This is a genomic window from Sphingomonas sp. KC8 (assembly GCF_002151445.1).
Classification (GTDB): domain Bacteria; phylum Pseudomonadota; class Alphaproteobacteria; order Sphingomonadales; family Sphingomonadaceae; genus Sphingomonas_E.
This window is the reverse complement of the sequence record NZ_CP016306.1, coordinates 542,245-561,411: the sequence shown is the minus strand read 5'-3', so window position 1 is coordinate 561,411 and position 19,167 is coordinate 542,245. Positions and strand designations below refer to the sequence as shown.

Genomic DNA, 19,167 nt, shown 5'->3' with positions numbered 1-19,167 from the left:
TCAGGCGGCGCGGACTTCGGTCACTTCCGGCACATAATGCTTCAGAAGTGTCTCGATGCCCTGCTTGAGCGTGGCGGTGGACGACGGGCAGCCGGCGCAGGCACCGTGCATCGCCAGATAGACGGTGCCCTTGTCAAAGCCGCGATAAACGATATCGCCGCCGTCGCGCGCCACCGCCGGACGGACCCGTGTTTCGATCAGGTCCTTGATCTGCGCCACGATATCCGCATCTGCGGGGTCGTCCGCGAATTCGTCGCTGGGAACCGAGATGGCCGCGGCTGTCCCGGCCGCGAACAGGGGGGCGCCACTGGCGAAATGATCGAGCAGGACGCCCAGCACCTGCGGTTTCAGGCCATGCCATTCAACGCCGGGGGCCGCCGTGACCGATACGAAATCACGGCCGAAGAAAACGCCCGTCACATCCCCCAGGCTGAACAGCGCCGCAGCGAGCGGCGAAGCATCGGCTTCGTCCGCATCGGCGAAGTCGCGCGTTCCAGCGGTCATCACGGACTGACCCGGCAGGAACTTCAGCGTGGCGGGATTCGGGGTCGTTTCAGTTTCGATCAGCATGATGCGCATTTGGGGCGGATAGGGCTGCGGATCAAGGGCGAAACGCGGCCTAGCGTGGCTGCCGGCTGAGCCGCGTCATCAGGATCGCCGCACGCCTGGCCTGTGTTACCATGCTCGGCAGGTCCACCGTTTCACCCGGCGCGTGATCGCCGGTGCTGAACGGACCCAGCCCGGCAAGGCCATCGACATCCCGCGCGACAAAGGAAATGTCGCCTGCACCCCGTTTCAGCGGATCGAGTTCGGGCATTTCGGGAAGGCCGAGATCGCGGTTCACGCCGTTCAGGCTGGCCAGTATCGCGCGATTCCCGGCTGTCGGCGCCATCGAAGGATATCCTTCTTCAAACACGATCCGGGCATGGGTGCGGGAAACATGGGCGGAGACGATCGCTTCCATCTTCTGGCGAACACGAGCCGTCTGGTCATCAGAAAGCGTGCGGAAATCGCCCTTGGCGATGGCGATCGCCGGAATGATGTTGGTTTTGCCCGTTGCCGCAACGCGGGCGCCACCGGCATCCACCGATGCTTCGGCACCGCCGGCTATCAGCCCGACATTGAAGGTGAGGTTCGGTTCGGGCAGTTCCTTGCGAAAGGCCGTGATGATCCGGGCCAATTCGTTGATTGCCCCGTCGCCATATTCATCGTTGAAGATCAGGCTGGAATGGCCGGATTTGCCGGTCGCCGTCAGTGTCCAGCTATAGGAAGAACGCCGCGCGATCGAACCCATGTCACGTCCGCCGTCGCGCACCAATCCTTCGAAATCGAGCGCGATGTCGGCGCGTTTGCCGGCGGCAACCAGATCCGCGCGGGCGATTTCGACCGGAGTGCCGGTTTCTTCTTCGTCGCCGGTCAGCACGATTTCGATATCGGCGGCATCAAGCGTGCCGGCCGCGCGCATCGCCCGCAGGGCGGACAGCATCACGACCATGCCGCCTTTATCGTCGGCCACACCCGGACCTTCGGCCTTGTCGCCTTTGCGAACGAAGGTTTGAAAAGGGGAATGCGGTTCGAACACGGTGTCGAGATGCGCGATCAGCAACAGCCGCTTGCCCCGGCCCGACCCTTGATGCGTGGCCACGATATGGCCAGCGCGACCGGCCGCCGCCATCGGCACCCACCGGACCTTGAAACCCACCGCTTCGAGTTCGGCACGCATCATCCGCCCGACTTCCTCGACCCCTTTCAGGTTCATGCTGCCGGAATTGACGTTCACGAGCCGTTCGAGCAGCGCAATCGACCGTTCCTGTTCGGCAGCCACGACAGACGTCATTCTAGCCTCTTGCGGTGAAAGGCGGGCCTGTGCCGCAACGGGTAGGGCCGTTGTGGCAAGAAACATCGCGCAGATCAGCAGCTTGGCGGGCATTTTGAAACTCCTGTCGACTTTCGGCTAAGGCATACAAGCATCATGCGTATCGGCAAGCCGGGCTGGCGATCCATTTCGACTTTGGCTAAAAACGGACAGGCCGCCGCACGGATGGCTACCATCCGTCATGGGGCGTCAGCGGTGAACCCGATCGAAGCAAACAACACCAGGCCGGCAGGCGCGGATATCCCGGCCGATATCGATGCCACGCTGCCACCCAGTTCCGCGCTGGTTCCCAAAAAACCGCTGATCATGCGCTTCGGCAAATATATGCAGCCCAAAACCAACCGCTGGATCGCACGATCGTCCCGCATCGGCGACCAGCCTGTGTTCGATACACGCCTGTTTCCGTGGGTTGCGCAACTGGAGGCGCATTGGGAAGAAATCCGGGCCGAAGCTGCCACCGCACTGGAAGATCTGGAGAGCATTCCGCCGCTGGCGTCGATTTCCCCGGATCATCGCCGGATCGCGCCTGCCGGCCGCTGGCGATCCTTTTTCCTGATCGGCTATGGCTATCGGGAAGAGAATAATTGCCGCATCTGCCCGCGGACAACCGAGTTGGTGTCGCGGATACCCGGTCTGAACTCGGCATTCTTTTCGGTGCTGGTCCCCGGAACGCATATCCCAACGCATACGGGCGTCACCAAGGCGTTCCTGACCTGCCATCTCGGCATTCAGGTGCCGCGTGAGCGCGACAAATGCCGGATGCGGGTGGTGGATGAATGGTTGAGCTGGGAAGAAGGGCGCGCGTTGGTGTTCGACGACGTGTTCGAACATGAGGTGCGTAACGATAGCGATGAAACCCGCATCGTGCTGCTGATCCAGTTCAAGCGTCCGGTGGGCCTGATCGGCAAGATCGTCGGCGGCCTTTTCCTGGAAGGCGTGCGCCGTTCGCGCTTCGTGCAGGGCGCGCGGCAGGGCATTGCGGAATGGTCTCAACGGCACCGCGCCGCCGGCTGAGCGGGCGATTGCACCGGCCGGATGACCGGGGATTGACGGCTTATTTCAAGCTGCACTTGCGTTCAGGCGGCATTTCCCCTATTTCGCCGGCAGCGTCGGTACATGGAATGCCATGTATCCGGACCGGAGCAGCGTGATCTCCTGCCGCTTCCAAATGGCAGGCCGGCTCCCTCCCTCGAGACGCGAAAGCCCGAGGCTTCCCTATTCACGCGGGTCGTCATGAGAACCCGCTTGCCGCCTGCGCGCGCTGATGCGTCGCGGGTGCCGGCCTGTATTTGAAAGCAGAAATTTTGACCCAGTTTACCGATCTCGGCCTGCCTGAGCCGATTTTGAAGGCACTTGCCGCAAAGAATTATTCGACCCCGACGCCGATCCAGTTGCAGGCGATCCCGCCACTGCTGGACGGCCGCGACCTGTGCGGCATCGCGCAGACCGGCACCGGCAAGACGGCGGCATTTGCGCTGCCTTCGCTCGCCATTCTCGCCAGCAACCCCAAGCATCGCCCGCCGCAGGGCTGCCGTATGCTCGTCCTGTCGCCGACCCGCGAACTGGCCAGCCAGATCGCCCAAAGCTTCGTCGATTATGGCAAGTTCCTGCGTCTTTCGGTGGCAACCGTGTTCGGCGGGGTGCCGATCAACCGCCAGATCCGTCAGTTGCAGGCCGGCGTCGATATTCTGGTCGCCACACCGGGCCGCCTGCTCGACCTGATCGATCAGCGCGCGCTAAGCCTAAAGAATGTCGAGATCTTCGTGCTCGACGAAGCCGATCAGATGCTTGATCTGGGCTTCATCCATGCGCTGAAGCGCGTCGACCAACTGTTGCCGAAGAAGCGGCAGAGCCTGTTCTTCTCGGCGACGATGCCCAAGGCGATTTCCGAGCTTGGCGATCGTTTCCTGAGCGATCCGGTCAAGGTGTCGGTTGCGCCGCAATCCACCACCGCCGAACGGGTCGAACAGTTCGCGACATTCGTCAATCAGGCCGAAAAGCAGGCCCTGCTGACGCTGCGCATCCGCAGCGAACCGATCGACCGCGCCCTTGTCTTCACCCGCACCAAGCATGGCGCGGACCGCGTGGTGAAGCATTTGAAGGCGGCCGGCATCGGCTGCGAAGCGATCCACGGCAACAAGAGCCAGCCGCAGCGCGAACGGGCGCTGGGCATGTTCCGCAAGGGTGAGATCAAAATCCTTGTCGCAACCGATATCGCCGCGCGCGGCATCGATGTCGGCGGCGTCAGCCATGTCTTCAACTTCGAACTGCCGAACGTCGCCGAACAATATGTCCATCGCATCGGCCGCACCGCGCGCGCCGGGGCTGCGGGCATCGCCATCGCGTTCGTCGCCGACGATGAACGCGCTTATATGCGCGGCATCGAAAAGCTGACCCGGGTGAAGATGGAGGTCCAGCCGCTGCCGGAAAACTTCATCGCCGAGAAAGCCAAGCTGCCCAAGCCGGCGCCATCCGCGCCATCCGAGGGCCGGGGCGACCGCCAGCCGCGCCGCCATGACGGCGAACGCAGCGGCGCTGGCGAGCGTGCGCGGCGTTTCCCACCCAAGCGCGCGGGTGCCGTCGGCCGCCATGCCGGTGCGGTGCGCAAGACCAGCAGCCGCTGATCAAGCCTTTCGACGGGGGATATCCTCCCCCGGTTCGGAAGCGAAAACAGGCTCTCCATGACCGGGAGCCTGTTTTCGTTTTGCCTAGAAGCCTTCGCCGATGCGGGACCAGCGCGTGGCGCTCACCCATGTCCACGGCTTCACCCAGCTTGCGCTGCCATCGGTGGAAAAGAAGGTGAAGAGCGCACGGCCGACGATATTTTCGCCCGGAACCATGCCGATGGCACCGTTCACCTGCGCGGGATAGCGGCTGTCGGCTGATCGATCGCGATTGTCGCCCATCAGGAAATAATGGCCTTCGGGGACGACATAGGTCGGCGTGTCATCTGCATAGGATATCGGCCCGAGATCCAGCACATCATAGCTGCGGCCATTGGGCAGGGTTTCGCGATACCGCGGATAACGGCAGACCCGCGTTCCATCGGTTGTGGCGGCTTCGACAATATTGAGGCCGTTTTCCGGCCGGCACGGGCTGTTCGGGGTCACCGGATCGACGAAATCGACAAGGCGGACGCGGGGAACAGGCGCGCCGTTCAGGATGATCTGGCCGCCCTTCACCTGAATGATATCGCCTGGCAGGCCAATGACACGCTTGATATAATCGGTGCTGTTGTCCGATGGCGTCTTGAACACCACCACATCGCCACGATCCGGCCCACTGCCCAGAATGCGGCCATTGATCGGCGCGGCGCCGAACGGAAAGCTGTAACGGGAATAGCCATAGGGCCATTTCGCGACGAACAGATAATCACCCACCAGCAAACGCGGCAGCATGGATTCCGACGGTATGTTGAACGGTGCAACCACCAGACTTCGCAACAAAACCGCAAAGACAATCAGGGTGACGAGGAAGCGGAGATTTTCGATTATCCCACCCGCTGCACGTTTGGGCGTGTATTGGGGGGGAGTGTCGCTGGAATCGGATGCTTTATCGGACATAGCAGGGGGTGTGCGGCGGTCCTTCCCGCTGGTCAAGCCACCAAAGCCATTGCTTAATCAACGGCCAGTATGAAGAAAAGCCATGGCCGCTCGCATATCCGGGCGGTATTGCCGGCACCGCACGCCGATCAGCCGGCACGCGCTGATCGAACCAGTGAGATGGGAGTATTTGGATGGCCGATCTAGCCGCCGCCTGGACTGCAATTGAGCATGCGCCACAAGCGACATTGGCCGCGCTGTTCGCGGCGGAGCCGGATCGGCTGTCACGGTTTGTCGTCGAAGAATCCGGCATCCGTTTCGATTTTTCCAAGACGCATCTCGATGCCGGGCTGACGAGCAGCTTCGTTGCGCTGGCGAATGCCGCCGGCCTTGAACGGGCGCGCGACGCGCTGTTCGCGGGCGAAGCCGTCAATGTGACCGAGGGCCGTGCCGCCGAGCACAGCGCCGAACGCGGGCAGGGCGCGCCCGACAGCGTGGCGCATGCGCGTGGCTTTCACGCCCGGATGCGCGCCCTGATCGACGCGATCGAAGCCGACGCGCTTGGCCCGATCCGGCATGTTCTTCATGTCGGTATCGGGGGGTCGGCGCTTGGCCCGGACTTGATGATCGACGCGCTTGGCCGCGATGCCGGGCGTTACGACGTCGCCATCGTTTCCAACGTCGACGGCGCCGCGATGGAAGCCGTGTTCCGCAGGTTCGATCCCGCTGCGACATTGCTTGTCGTCGCGTCGAAAACGTTTTCGACCACTGAAACCATGCTCAACGCGGAAAGCGCCTTGACCTGGATGGCCGAATCCGGGGTCGACGATCCCTATGGACAGGTGATCGCCCTGACCGCCAACCCTGACAAGGCGGTGGAGTGGGGCGTCGACGAAACCCGTGTCCTGCCTTTTTCGGAAAGTGTCGGAGGACGGTATTCGCTCTGGTCCTCAATCGGATTTCCGATTGCGCTGGCGCTTGGCTGGGATGAGTTCGAAAATCTGCTGGAAGGGGCCGCCGCAATGGACCGGCATTTCCGGTTTACGCCGCTGGAACGTAACGCCCCCGTCCTCGCGGCCTTTGTCGATCTTTACTATGCCGTCGTTCGCCGCGCCGAAACACGCGCGGTGTTCGCCTATGACGAACGATTGCGCCTGTTGCCATCCTATCTCCAGCAACTGGAAATGGAATCGAACGGCAAAGGCGTGACGGTAGATGGCGTGCCGGTCGATCGGCCCACCGCGCCGATCACCTGGGGCGGGGTCGGTTCCGATTGCCAGCACGCGGTGTTCCAACTGCTCCATCAGGGCACGCACCTCGTGCCGGTGGAATTTGTCGCCGCCATCGAACCCGGCGATGCGCTGGACGATGCGCATCACCGGACATTGCTGATCAACGCATTCGCCCAGGGCGCCGCGCTGATGACGGGCAAGGCGAACGACGATCCCGCACGGGCTTATCCTGGCGATCGCCCGTCGACGACCATTCTGCTCGACAGCGTCGATCCCGTACGGCTCGGCGGGCTGATCGCCTTTTATGAGCATCGCGTTTTCACCAATGCCACGATCCTGGGCATCAATCCGTTCGATCAGTTCGGCGTCGAACTGGGCAAGGAGATCGCCCGATCGATCGAAAGTGATGGCACCGACCGCTTCGATCCATCCACCCGCGCCCTGATTGCCCGCGCGTTCGCCTAAAATCGATCACAGCAATCGGGAGAAGGGGTTGGCCTTGTCGGCGCCGGCCCCCTATCTGCATGGCGACCAAGACCGAGTGGAGCAGACATGGCCAGCTACGACTACGACCTTTTCGTCATCGGCGCCGGATCCGGCGGGGTTCGAGCCTCGCGCGTGGCTGCGGCGCACGGCGCAAAGGTGGCCATTGCCGAAGAGTATCGCGTGGGCGGGACGTGCGTCATTCGCGGCTGCGTTCCCAAGAAGCTTCTGGTTTACGGGGCGCATTTTGCCGAGGATCTTCACGACGCCCGGCGGTTTGGCTGGGATGTTCCCGATTGCCGGTTCGACTGGTCCGTGCTGCGCGACAATGTGCTGGCCGAGGTGGACCGGCTGAACGGGCTGTACGAAAACACGCTCAACAGTAACGATGTCGAAATCATCCGCGAACGCGCGACCGTGGCCGGGCCGCATGAAGTGGCGCTGGCATCGGGCCGGACAGTGACGGCGGGCAAAATTCTGATCGCCACCGGCGCCTGGCCAGTCGTGCCCGATTGCGAGGGCGCCGAACATGGCATCACATCCAACGAAGTGTTTCATCTGGATAAGCTGCCCCGCCGCATCGTGATTGCGGGCGCCGGTTACATCGCCAACGAGTTTGCCGGCATCTTTCACGAATTCGGTTCGCAGGTGACACTGGTCAACCGGTCGGACCAGATCCTGCGCGGTTATGACGAACAGATCCGCGATCGCCTGCTTCAGATTTCGATCGCCAAGGGGATCGATTTCCGTTTCAACGCGGCGTTCCAGAAGGTGGAAAAACTGGCGGACGGATCGCTTCTGATCCACGTTACCGGCTGTGATCCCATCCCGGCGGATGCGTTGCTCTACGCGATCGGCCGAACGCCACACACGCGCGGGCTGGGGCTGGAAAACGTCGGATTGGAACTTGACGATCGTGGCGCGATCAAGGTGGACGAGGATGGGCGTTCGGGCTGCGACAGCATCTTCGCCGTGGGTGACGTCACCGATCGGATCCAGTTGACCCCCGTTGCCATTCGCGAAGGCCAGGCGTTTGCCGATACCCAGTTCGGCGGGAAACCATCGCGTGTGGATTATGGCTGTGTGCCGTCGGCCGTGTTCAGCCAGCCGCCCCTGGCAGGCGTCGGCCTGACCGAATCACAGGCGCGGGACAAATTCGGCAATGTCAAAATCTACACGTCCGATTTCCGGCCGATGAAAAATGTGCTGGCCAACCGCAACGAACGCGCATTGTACAAGATGGTCGTGCACCCCGAAAATGGGAAGGTGCTGGGCTTGCACATGATCGGCCCCGATGCACCGGAAATCCTGCAGGCGGCGGCAGTTGCGGTAAAGGCCGGCCTTACCAAGCAGGCCTTTGACGATACGGTGGCGCTGCATCCGTCCATGTCGGAAGAACTGGTATTGCTCAAATAAGGCCATTGCTGCCGGGACACGCAACGATTGACGGCCATCAACACCTTGCAATCCGTTCCCCAATCGCCCTTTGGCATTTAGGATAAGCGTGAAAAATAGGTTGGGGTGCAAAATGGCGTCGGGTCGTAGCAGCGGAATGTGGGCGGTGGTGCCGGTCAAGCGGCTCACGTCGGCAAAAGCGCGCCTGACCGCCGTGCTGGGTGATGGCCGTCCAGATTTCGCCTTGGCGATGGCCCGCCACGTCATCCGGACGCTGATCGACAGCAACCGTTTCGCAGGCGTTCTTGTCGTGACCGGCGATGATGAAGTGGCTGTCGCTGCGCGTTCGCTGGGCGCGATGGTCGTCGACGAAAGGGATGGGGGCCTTAACGGCGCAATGACGGCGGGCATCGCCGCCGCGCGTGCCGCTGGCGCCCGCCACGTGGCACTCGTCCCGGCCGATCTCGCTTTGCTTGATGTGGCGACAATCGATCGGATCGTCGCCGCCTATGACAATGGCAGCGGCGTGCTGATCGTGCCCTGTTCGCGCGGCGACGGCACCAATTTCATGCTCATGCCGGCCGATGCCGCGATCATGCCCGCCTTTGGCCCCGATAGTTTTAGTCGGCACCGCAAGGCGGCGCCCGGTGCCACCGTCCTGATCGATCCTGTTGCCGGGCTGGACGTAGACACCCCGATCGATCTGGCGACAGCGGCGGCACGGCTGGCTGGCAGCGACGGAGATCTGGCGACGCTTCTGGCGGGCCATGAAGCCGCGGCCCTGCTTGCGGCAGACCCGGCTGGGCTGATGGCTGCCGCAACGGCCTTGCGTGATACCGGCCATGGCGATGTCGTTACCTATTCGCCCAAGGTGTTCCTGCCGCTGACAATGCTGTGTCGCGACGTTTGTCATTATTGCACCTTTGCCAAGACGCCGCGCAAACTTGCCAGCCCCTATATGACGGTCGATGAGGTTGTCGCGATTGCCGAACAGGGCGCGGCGATGGGCTGCCGCGAGGCGCTGTTCACCTTGGGCGAAAAGCCCGAACTGCGATATGCGGCGGCGCGCGACTGGCTGGATGCCAACGGGTTTGCCAGCACTGTCGATTATGTCGCGCATGTGGCGGCTGCGGTTCGCGATCGGACGGGCCTTTTGCCCCACATCAACGCCGGCTGCATGACGGACGATGAGCTGGCCGCTCTGCGCCCGGTTTCCGCCTCGATGGGCCTTATGCTTGAAACCATCGCCGATCGGCTAAGCGAACCGGGCGGGCCGCATCATGGTTCACCCGATAAGGTGCCGGCGGCGCGGCTGGCAGCGATTGAAGCCGCGGGCCGGCAGGCGGTGCCGTTCACGTCGGGCCTGCTGATCGGCATCGGCGAAACCCGCGCCGAGCGGATCGAAGCCCTGGCTGCGTTGCGCGCCCTGCACCTGCGTTACGGCCATCTTCAGGAAATCATTGTCCAGAACTTCATGCCGAAGCCCGGCACGAAGATGGCGAGCGCGCCGCCGGCCGACGCCGAAGAACTGCTGTGGACGATCGCCGTTGCCCGGCTGATGCTTGGCCCGGACATGAGCGTTCAGGCGCCGCCGAACCTTGCGCCCACCGATCTGCCGCGCCTGATCGCGGCGGGGATCAACGATTGGGGCGGCGTTTCCCCACTGACACCCGATCATGTGAACCCGGAGGCGCCATGGCCCGAAATCGATCGCCTGCGCGTGGCGACGGCGGCGGCCGGCAAGACGCTGGCCGAGCGCCTGACCATCTATCCGGCCTTTGCGAGCGATGCCGAACGCTGGATCGATCCGGCGATGCGGCGCCCGGTGCTGGAACATAGCGACGGCAGCGGGCGGGGCCGGGAAGGCAATTGGCGCGCGGGGCGATCGAGTGACATGGCCCCGGTCGCGCGCGGCGGCGTCGCGGTGCGCGGCCGTATCAGTGAAATGGTCGATGCCGCGCTGACGGGGCAGGCGGCTTCGTTCGATGTCGGCGATATCGCCGCCCTGTTCGATGCGCGCGGCGCCGATTACCATCTCGTCTGCGAAGCCGCCGATGACCTGCGTGCGCGGACGGTGGGCGATGTCGCTACCTATGTCGTCAACCGCAACATCAACTATACCAACATCTGCACCTACCGCTGTAATTTCTGCGCCTTTTCCAAGGGCAATCGCAAGGCAGCCGGCAATGAAGCCGCCTATCTGCTCGACCTGGCGGAAATCGCCGCCCGCGTGACCGAAGCGCGGGATCGCGGCGGAACCGAAGTCTGCCTGCAGGGCGGTATCCACCCCAGCTTTACGGGTGAAACCTATCTGGAAATCGTTCGGGCGGTGAAACGGGTCGATCCGACGATGCACGTCCATGCGTTTTCGCCGCTGGAAATCAGCCATGGCGCATCGACGCTCGATATGGCGCTGCCCGATTATCTGGCACTGCTGCGCGAGGAAGGGCTGGGTAGCCTGCCGGGCACGGCGGCCGAAATCCTGCACGATCCGGTGCGTGACATTCTGTGCCCCGACAAGCTTTCGAGCCGGGAATGGCTGGAAGTGATCGGCACCGCCCACGAACAAGGCCTGCGCACGACCGCTACGATCATGTTCGGCCATGTCGACGATTATCGCGACTGGGCAATTCACCTGATCGCACTCAGGGATTTGCAGGCGCGAACCGGCGGCTTCACCGAATTCGTGCCACTGGCTTTTGTCGCGCATGAAGCGCCGATCTATCGCCGGGGCGGTGCGCGGCCGGGGCCGTCGGCGCGTGAAGCAGTGCTGATGCATGCCGTGTCGCGGCTAACGCTGGGCTTCGAAAATATTCAGGCGTCCTGGGTGAAAATGGGCCAGGAAGGCATGCGCGCGGCCTTGCGGGCAGGCGCGAACGACCTTGGCGGCACGCTGATGAATGAAAGCATCACGCGGGCAGCAGGCGCCACCCATGGCCAGGAAATGACCGCAACCGACATGCGTGCGATGGCCGCATCGCTTGGCCGGACACCGGTGCGACGCACCACGCTGTACGGCCGGGCAGACGTGGCGGAAGATTGCGTCGCCGCCGAATAGGCCGCCGGATCAATCCTCCGGCCGGGTTGCGATCCAGGTGCCCGTGATAATGGCGACCGCGAGCGGCAAAAGCGGCCATGGCATGGGCAGGGTGATCAGGCCTATGATTGCGCTGCCGCCGAGCATGGTAATGGCGAAAGATTTCGCACGCCGGCTGATCGACCCACGGTCGCGCCATCGGCGGATATGGTGCCCGAACTGCGGATGATCGAGCAGTCGCGCCTCCCACACAGGGTTGCTGCGGCCGAAGCAGAATGCCGCAAGGATGTAGAACGGCACCGTTGGCAGCAGCGGGAGGAAGATGCCGATCGTGCCCGTCGCAAATGCGGCGGCTCCGGCGAAAAGATACAGGTTGCGCCACACGGCCGATCAGCCGCCAAGCAACATGGAATGGATGCGTCGGGCAAAGGCATCGCCGCCAAATGGTTTCGTAATCAGTGCCATACCGGGTCCAAGGAAACCTTCCGGGCGTGTCGCGGCTTCGGAATAGCCGGTCATGTACAATATGGGCAGATCGGGGTGCAGGCGACGCGCTTCTTCGGCGAAATCCTGACCGTTCATTCCGGGAAGGCCGATATCCGTTACCAGCAGATCAACATGGGCGCCCGACCGCAGGATCGCCAGCCCGGGTTCGGCATCTGCGGCTTCGATCACCTTGTAACTCAATTCGTTGAGCAGTTCGACGATCATCAGCCGTACAACAGTTTCATCTTCGATCACGAGGATTGTTTCGCCGTGGCCCACCGGCGTTTCGGTTCGCCCATCCGTTGCCGGCATGTCGCCTTCGCCGCCCAGCCAGCGCGGCAGATAGAGCGCGATGGTCGTACCGGCGCCTTCCACACTTTCGATCACCGCCTTGCCGCGCGACTGGCGGGTGAAACCGTAAATCATCGACAAGCCGAGGCCTGTGCCGCGCCCATTCGGCTTGGTCGTGAAAAAGGGTTCGAATGCGCGCGACGCCACCTCAGGCGGCATTCCGCTACCGATATCGCTTACCGCAATGCGGATATAGTCGCCGGGAGGCAGGCCCGCTGGCAGATGGCGGCTGTCCGTTACATTGGCCGTCGCGATCGCCAGCGTGCCGCCGTCCGGCATCGCATCGCGGCCATTGATCGCCAGATTAAGCACCGCACTTTCCAACTGGTTGGTGTCACAATGGGTTGACCACAGATCCGCCGCGAGATCGCACCGCAACGTCACCCGCTCGCCCAATGTACGCCCAAGCAAATCTTCCATCGATTCGATCAGCTGGTTGGCGCGTGTCGGCCGGGGATCCAGCGGTTGACGGCGAGCGAAGGCAAGCAACCGATGCGTGAGGGTTGCCGCCCGATGCGCGGAATCCGCTGCACCATCGAGAAAACGGGCAACATCTTCATGCTGCCCGTTCGACAGTCGCCGGCGGACAATATCCAGGGATCCCGTAATACCCTGCAGCAGATTATTGAAATCATGCGCAATGCCACCTGTAAGCTGGCCGACAACTTCCATTTTCTGTGCCTGGTGCAACGCGGCTTCGGTTTCCGCCAGCATCTGCGCGGCTTCGCGTTCATCGGTGATATCCCGCGCGACGCAGTAGATCATTCCATCGTCGGGCACCGCCGTCCATGAAATCGTCCGATACCGATCGTCTTGTGCGCGGATGCGGTTTTCAAAGCGCTCACTGCTTTGTCCGGCACGCAGTTTACGAAGTTCGGCAGCCGTGGCTTCCTGATCCTCGGGGTGGACAAGGGCCGCCGAGCGCCCGCCGAGCAGATCGGCTTCGTTCCACCCCAATGTACGGTGCCAGGCCGGGTTCACGGCCAGCCAGCGGCCATCCCCATCGGCGACAAGCAGCAAATCGCGTGAGACGTTCCAAATGCGATCCCGTTCTCGCGTGCGCAGGGCGACCCGCTGTTCCAGCGTCGCATTCCGCTCGATCAGGTCTCCGGTATCGGCGCGCTGATCATGAATATCGGTGTTGGTACCAATCCAGCGAACGAACCTGCCCGCATCGTCGCGCGTCGGCAGCGCGCGGGCCAGGTGCCAGCGATATGCGCCGTCATGACCGCGCATGCGATAGCTGTGCTCGAATGGCGATTGCACGGCCAGAGCCGCCGTCCACGCCGCCAGCATGGCATCAAGATCATCGGGATGGACCAGCGGCGCCCATTCACCGTTGAGATCAGCACCCGGCGGAACCCCGACGAAATCATAGATGCGGGAATTGAACCAGCTGAAATTGCCCGTCGCGTCCGCCATCCAGACATGGTGCGGAACGGCTTCGGCAAGCGTGCGAAACTGTTCTTCGCTTTCGCGCAGGGCCATTTCGGAATGGTGCCGTTCCGTGCAATCTACTGCGACGCACAATACACCGCCTACAGCCGCACCTTCGACTATCGGGGTATAATATAGGTCAAACCAATAGGGCCTGAGGGCACCGTCGCGAGCCAACCCCAACGGCTGGTTGCGCGCGGCGATCGCCTCGCCCGCATATCCCCGTTCGAATATGTCGCGATTCCAATTATCCCAGGCTTCCGGCCAGACGGTTCTGACGGGCTGGCCCATTGCGGCCGGATGGCGGGCACCGGCAATCCGGGCATAGGCCTGATTGTAGATCATGTTCCGGTCGGCACCCCAGACCAGCGCCATCGCAACCGGCGAAGCCAGAAGGGTGTCAACAGTGATCCGCAACGATGCCGGCCAGTGCTGCATCGGGCCGAGCGGCGTCGCTCCCCAATCCACCGCCCGCACATATTGAGCGAACTCGCCTGCGTCCGGATACTGGCTGGCTGGGGCGTTCAAACCACCCGCTCCGGCACCGACTGGCCATGATCCAGATCTGCGGACATCTGCAAACACAGTAACGGGGGCAGGCCCGCTTCCGCAATCAGATTGAACATCAGCGCCACGCCATTATGTCACGCAGGCAGATATTGGTGAAAGGAACCGTCGATGGCAGAAGAAGTCGCAACGCTGGCAGGGGGCTGCTTCTGGTGCGTGGAAGCCGTGTTCGATGACGTCTTGGGCGTCGATGCGGTGGAAAGCGGCTATATCGGCGGATCGGTTCCAGACCCCACGTACAAGCAGGTCTGCGGGGGCGATACCGGCCATGCCGAAGCGATCCGGCTGCATTTTGATCCCGACATCATCAGCTATGGCGACCTGCTGGATATTTTCTTCCATGTGCACGATCCGAGCCAGCTCAATCGGCAGGGCAACGACGTCGGCACGCAATATCGTTCAGCCATTTTCCCCCATTCGCCGGAACAGGAAGCCGAAGCCCAGGCTGCGATCGCCCGCGCGCAAGCCCTTATCCCGCGCCCCGTTGTCACGACGATCGAGCCGCTTGCCCCCTGGTATCCGGCCGAGGACTATCATCAAGAATATTTCGCCCGCGAGGGTATGGCCAACCCCTATTGCATGGCGGTCGTTGCCCCCAAGCTGCAAAAGTTCCGCAAAAGCTATGCCGCGCGGCTGAAGCGCCAGCCAGCCTAACCTTCAGGTGCGGGGGGCAGCAGCCCGCGACAGGCGATCGTTGATAGCGTGGCCCAGTCCGGTATGCGGAATGGGCGCCACCGCGATCGCCATGCGGCCGGATGCGTCGGCCTCGTGCAGGGCAGCGAACAGCCTTGCGGCGGCTTCGACCAGGTTCCCCGTTGCCGAAAGTGTCGCGTCGCCGGCGACATTGCCAAAGCCGATCAGCCATTCGCCAGCGCGCGTTTCCGTGGCGTTCAGGCGGAGCGGCCGCGACGGGGCATAGTGGCTCGCAAGTTGGCCGGGCGCTTCGATCGTCCCCGTGCCGGCGGTTTCCACCGGCAGATTCGCCACGGCCGCGATTTCCGCCGTCGTGACAGGGCCGGGGCGCAACAAGCGGATTTTATCGGGGGCCACCGCGATGATCGTCGATTCGATCCCTCGTGCGGTGGCGCCTGAATCGACGATAAGGTCGATCCGACCGGCCAGAGATGCAGCCACATGCGCCGCCGTCGTCGGGCTGATGCCGCCGCTGGCATTGGCGGACGGGGCAGCCAGCGGCCGGCCGACAGATTCCAGCAATGCACGCATTGCCGGATGGGCCGGCACCCGAACCGCCACGGTCGACAAGCCCGCGGTAGCCAGCGGGGCGACCGGCGAGTGCTTCGCCAGCGGCAGCACCATCGTTAACGGGCCAGGCCAGAAAGCATCGGCAAGCCGTTCGGCCAGGGGAGAGATTTCAGCGATTTCGGCCGCGGCCGCCACCGTCGGCACGTGCACGATCAACGGATTGAAGCTCGGACGGCCCTTGGCGGCATAGATGCGCGCTACGGCTTCGTCCGATGTGGCGTCGCCAGCCAGCCCATAGACCGTCTCGGTCGCGATCGCGACAGGCCGGCCATCGCGAATCAATTCGGTGGCGCGGGCAATCGCGGCCGGGCCGTAGGGGCAGGTTGCCGTGTGGACGGGTGGATTTTGCTGGCTCACAGCGTGGCGCTATAGCCGGTTCACCCAACACACAAGGCCAGGCAAAACCAAGATGACATATCGCCCCGTCGTCAATGAGCAGCGTTTTCTGATGCAGCACGTCGTCCGCATCGACGAACTGGCCGCGCATGAAGCCTTTTCGGCCGCCAGCCCGGATGTCGTGGATGCGATCCTCGAAGGGGCAGGGGCCTTTGCCGCCGGCGAGTTTGCGCCGCTGAACCGGATCGGCGACACGGTAGGCGCGTGCTGGACGGCCGATGGCGTTCGGATGCCGGACGGTTTCCACGCTGCCTATCGCGCTTATGTCGAAGGCGGCTGGGGATCACTTGCGGCTGCGCCCGAACATGGCGGGCAGGGGCTGCCCTTTTCGCTGGCGACGGCGGTGCTGGAGGATCTTGGCACCGCCAACATGGGTTTCTCGCTCGTGATGATGCTAACCCCCGGGGCAGTGGAAGCCTTGACGACGCATGGTTCAGCCGAACAGCAGGCGACCTGGCTTCCCCGCCTCGTCACGGGCGAATGGAACGGCACGATGAACCTGACCGAGCCGCAGGCCGGATCGGATGTCGGCGCGCTGCGCACGATGGCTACGCCGGCTGGGGATGGCAGCTGGCGGATCAAGGGCACCAAGATCTTCATCACCTTCGGCGATCATGATCTGACCGATAATATCGTCCATCTGGTGCTCGCCCGGACACCGGATGCCCCGGCGGGAACGCGCGGTATATCCTTGTTCCTTGTGCCAAAGTTCCGCCTGGATGGAACGCCCAACGACGTGCGCTGCGTATCGATCGAACATAAGATGGGTATTCACGCATCACCCACCTGCGTGCTGTCTTATGGCGACAATGACGACTGTCATGGCTGGCTGATCGGGCCGGAACATGGCGGAATGCGGGCGATGTTCACAATGATGAACAATGCCCGCCTCAACGTCGGCCTGCAGGGCGTATCCATTGCGGAACGGGCGACACAGGCCGCAGTCGCCTATGCGAGCGACCGTATCCAGTCGGCCCGGGCAGGCGCCCCTTCGCGGACGCCGGTCGCGATCATCGAACATCCCGATGTGCGGCGGATGCTGCTGCGGATGAAAGCGCTGACGATGGCTGCCCGCGCACTGATCTATTATGCGGCGGGGCAGGCGGATCGCGGCCATCTGGGAGACAAAGCGGCGAGTGCCCGCCTTGATCTGCTGACCCCGCTGGCCAAGGCCTATGGCACCGATGTCGGTTGCGAGGTGTCCAGCCTTGGCGTGCAGGTGCATGGCGGCATGGGCTTTATCGAGGAAACCGGTGCGGCGCAGCATTATCGCGATGCCCGGATCGCCCCCATCTACGAAGGTACGAATGGCATCCAGGCCGCGGATCTCGTTGGCCGCAAACTTGGGCTGGAAGGCGGCGCTGTTCTCGCGTCGCTGCTTGCCGACATCCGGTCCGAAGCCGCGGAGGAGGGGGCCTTGATGGCGCTGGCCGATGCGGTCGAGGTGGTTTCGGCCCGGCTGGCTGGTGCCGATGTGGACGATCAGCTGGCTGGCAGTTATCCCCTGCTCACCATGCTGTCAGTGGCGGTGGCCGGATGGCTGCTGACGCGGCAGAGCAGGGCAGCCGCAACCGCCCAGGGGATAGACCCTGCGTTTCTGGCCCTCAAGCAAGCCGCTGCACGCTTCTATCTCGATCGCGTCGTGCCCGAGGCCATCGGGCTGGCGGAAGGGGCGACAGCTGGTGCCGCAGGCCTTTACACGATCGACACAGCGATTTTCGCGGCCTGACCGAATGATCAACGCCATCCCAACATTTCCGGGGATGGCGTTGATATAAGACGATATTATTCGCCGAACACGCGGGCGAAGATCGTATCGACATGCTTAAGATGGTAGCCGAGATCGAACTTTTCTTCGAGTTGTGCTGCCGAAAGCTTAGCGCTGACGTCGGGATCCGCCTTGAGCAGTTCGAGCAAAGACAATTGCCCGTCCGATTCCCACACCTTCATCGCGTTCTTCTGGACGAGGCGATAGGAATCTTCGCGGCTGATGCCAGCCTGGGTAAGCGCCAGAAGCACACGCTGCGAGTGAACAAGACCACCCATCTTATTGAGATTCTTATCCATTCGTTCCGGATAGACCAACAGCTTGTCGATCACGCCGGTCAGACGCTGAAGCGCGAAATCGAGTGTGATGGTCGCGTCCGGGCCGATATAGCGTTCGACCGAAGAATGGCTGATATCGCGCTCATGCCACAGCGCCACATTCTCCAGCGCAGGGGTGACATAGCCGCGCACCATACGGGCCAGACCCGTCAGGTTTTCGGTCAGCACCGGGTTGCGCTTGTGCGGCATCGCCGACGAACCCTTTTGGCCCGGCGAGAAATATTCTTCCGCTTCGAGCACTTCGGTCCGCTGGAGATGGCGGATTTCGGTGGCCAGGCGTTCGATCGACGAAGCGATCACGCCAAGCGTGGCGAAATACATCGCGTGGCGATCGCGCGGGATCACCTGGGTCGACGTGGGTTCAACCGCAAGGCCCATCTTTTCAGCGACATGCACTTCGACACTGGGATCGATATTCGCGAACGTGCCGACAGCGCCGGAAATCGCGCAGGTTGCGATATCGGCCCGTGCCGCGATCAGGCGGGTGCGATTGCGATCGAACTCGGCATAGGCCTGCGCCAGTTTGAGACCGAAGGTTACCGGCTCGGCATGAATGCCATGGCTGCGGCCGATCGTAGCGGTAAGCTTATGCTCATATGCGCGGCGCTTCAGCACCTCGAGCAACCGGTCGAGATCGGCGATCAGGATGTCCGTTGCACGCGCAAGCTGAACGGAAAGGCAGGTGTCGAGCACATCCGACGACGTCATGCCCTGATGCATGAAGCGAGCCTCATCACCGACATTGTCGGCGACCCAGGTCAGAAACGCGATGACGTCATGCTTGGTGACGGCTTCAATGGCGTCGATGGCGGCCACGTCGATGGCCGGATTGGTCTTCCACCAATCCCACAGTGCCTTGGCCGCGCTCTTGGGCACAACGCCGAGTTCGGCCAGCGCATCGGTGGCATGAGCTTCGATTTCGAACCAGATGCTGAATTTGGTTTCTGGATTCCAGATGGCGACCATTTCGGGCCGCGAATAGCGGGAGATCATGCC

Annotated in this window: 14 protein-coding genes; 7 read left to right on the top strand and 7 right to left on the bottom strand. The window is 62.9% G+C overall.

Annotation, left to right across the window (positions count from 1 at the left end; genetic code table 11):
• Together KC8_RS02675 and KC8_RS02670 are read right to left on the bottom strand one after the other, a co-directional pair.
• A complete protein-coding gene (locus KC8_RS02675) occupies nucleotides 1-570 on the bottom strand; it encodes a NifU family protein (RefSeq protein ID WP_010123662.1) in 570 nt (189 codons plus the stop codon).
• Between the two features lie 49 nt (nucleotides 571-619).
• The gene (locus KC8_RS02670) at nucleotides 620-1,930 is read right to left on the bottom strand and encodes a M20/M25/M40 family metallo-hydrolase (RefSeq protein WP_029624276.1); all 1,311 of its coding nucleotides are present in this window, start codon (nucleotides 1,928-1,930) and stop codon (nucleotides 620-622) included.
• 42 nt (nucleotides 1,931-1,972) lie between these two features.
• On the opposite strand from KC8_RS02670, the gene KC8_RS02665 reads away from it, so the two are divergent.
• Entirely contained in the window at nucleotides 1,973-2,890 is a 918-nt protein-coding gene (locus KC8_RS02665; RefSeq protein WP_232455604.1) for an aspartyl/asparaginyl beta-hydroxylase domain-containing protein, read from the top strand.
• A gap of 290 nt (nucleotides 2,891-3,180) precedes the next feature.
• On the top strand, nucleotides 3,181-4,500 hold the full coding sequence (locus tag KC8_RS02660; RefSeq protein WP_192807679.1) for a DEAD/DEAH box helicase: 1,320 nt from the start codon (nucleotides 3,181-3,183) through the stop codon (nucleotides 4,498-4,500).
• Nucleotides 4,501-4,584: 84 nt separating this feature from the next.
• On the opposite strand, the gene lepB is transcribed toward KC8_RS02660, so the two are convergent.
• Nucleotides 4,585-5,439, bottom strand: a complete 855-nt coding sequence (gene lepB / locus KC8_RS02655) for a signal peptidase I (RefSeq protein ID WP_010123666.1) — start codon at nucleotides 5,437-5,439, stop codon at nucleotides 4,585-4,587.
• A 173-nt stretch (nucleotides 5,440-5,612) separates the two neighbouring features.
• On the opposite strand from lepB, the gene pgi reads away from it, so the two are divergent.
• The 3 genes from pgi to cofH all read left to right on the top strand — a co-directional run bounded on the left by pgi (nucleotide 5,613) and on the right by cofH (nucleotide 11,586).
• Nucleotides 5,613-7,115 (top strand): glucose-6-phosphate isomerase, encoded by a 1,503-nt coding sequence (gene pgi, locus KC8_RS02650; RefSeq protein ID WP_010123668.1) that lies wholly within the window; start codon nucleotides 5,613-5,615, stop codon nucleotides 7,113-7,115.
• Between the two features lie 87 nt (nucleotides 7,116-7,202).
• Nucleotides 7,203-8,549 (top strand): glutathione-disulfide reductase, encoded by a 1,347-nt coding sequence (gorA, locus tag KC8_RS02645; RefSeq protein WP_010123669.1) that lies wholly within the window; start codon nucleotides 7,203-7,205, stop codon nucleotides 8,547-8,549.
• A gap of 112 nt (nucleotides 8,550-8,661) precedes the next feature.
• On the top strand, nucleotides 8,662-11,586 hold the full coding sequence (cofH, locus tag KC8_RS02640; RefSeq protein WP_029624279.1) for a 5-amino-6-(D-ribitylamino)uracil--L-tyrosine 4-hydroxyphenyl transferase CofH: 2,925 nt from the start codon (nucleotides 8,662-8,664) through the stop codon (nucleotides 11,584-11,586).
• A gap of 9 nt (nucleotides 11,587-11,595) precedes the next feature.
• On the opposite strand, the gene KC8_RS02635 is transcribed toward cofH, so the two are convergent.
• Together KC8_RS02635 and KC8_RS02630 are read right to left on the bottom strand one after the other, a co-directional pair.
• Nucleotides 11,596-11,949 carry a YbaN family protein gene (locus tag KC8_RS02635; RefSeq protein ID WP_010123671.1) on the bottom strand — a complete coding sequence of 118 codons (354 nt, stop codon included), beginning with the start codon at nucleotides 11,947-11,949 and terminating at the stop codon, nucleotides 11,596-11,598.
• A 6-nt stretch (nucleotides 11,950-11,955) separates the two neighbouring features.
• Nucleotides 11,956-14,367, bottom strand: a complete 2,412-nt coding sequence (locus tag KC8_RS02630) for a PAS domain-containing hybrid sensor histidine kinase/response regulator (protein ID WP_050805346.1) — start codon at nucleotides 14,365-14,367, stop codon at nucleotides 11,956-11,958.
• A 150-nt stretch (nucleotides 14,368-14,517) separates the two neighbouring features.
• On the opposite strand from KC8_RS02630, the gene msrA reads away from it, so the two are divergent.
• Nucleotides 14,518-15,060 carry a peptide-methionine (S)-S-oxide reductase MsrA gene (msrA, locus tag KC8_RS02625; protein WP_010123673.1) on the top strand — a complete coding sequence of 181 codons (543 nt, stop codon included), beginning with the start codon at nucleotides 14,518-14,520 and terminating at the stop codon, nucleotides 15,058-15,060.
• Nucleotides 15,061-15,063: 3 nt separating this feature from the next.
• Here msrA and KC8_RS02620 read toward each other — a convergent pair whose 3' ends face one another.
• Complete coding sequence (locus KC8_RS02620; protein ID WP_010123675.1) at nucleotides 15,064-16,026, bottom strand: L-threonylcarbamoyladenylate synthase; 963 nt, start codon at nucleotides 16,024-16,026, stop codon at nucleotides 15,064-15,066.
• 52 nt (nucleotides 16,027-16,078) lie between these two features.
• On the opposite strand from KC8_RS02620, the gene KC8_RS02615 reads away from it, so the two are divergent.
• A complete protein-coding gene (locus tag KC8_RS02615; RefSeq protein ID WP_010123676.1) occupies nucleotides 16,079-17,794 on the top strand; it encodes an acyl-CoA dehydrogenase in 1,716 nt (571 codons plus the stop codon).
• A gap of 56 nt (nucleotides 17,795-17,850) precedes the next feature.
• Here the strand turns inward: KC8_RS02615 and purB are convergent, their stop codons facing one another.
• Nucleotides 17,851-19,164 carry an adenylosuccinate lyase gene (purB, locus tag KC8_RS02610; RefSeq protein WP_010123677.1) on the bottom strand — a complete coding sequence of 438 codons (1,314 nt, stop codon included), beginning with the start codon at nucleotides 19,162-19,164 and terminating at the stop codon, nucleotides 17,851-17,853.
• Nucleotides 19,165-19,167 lie beyond the last annotated feature (3 nt).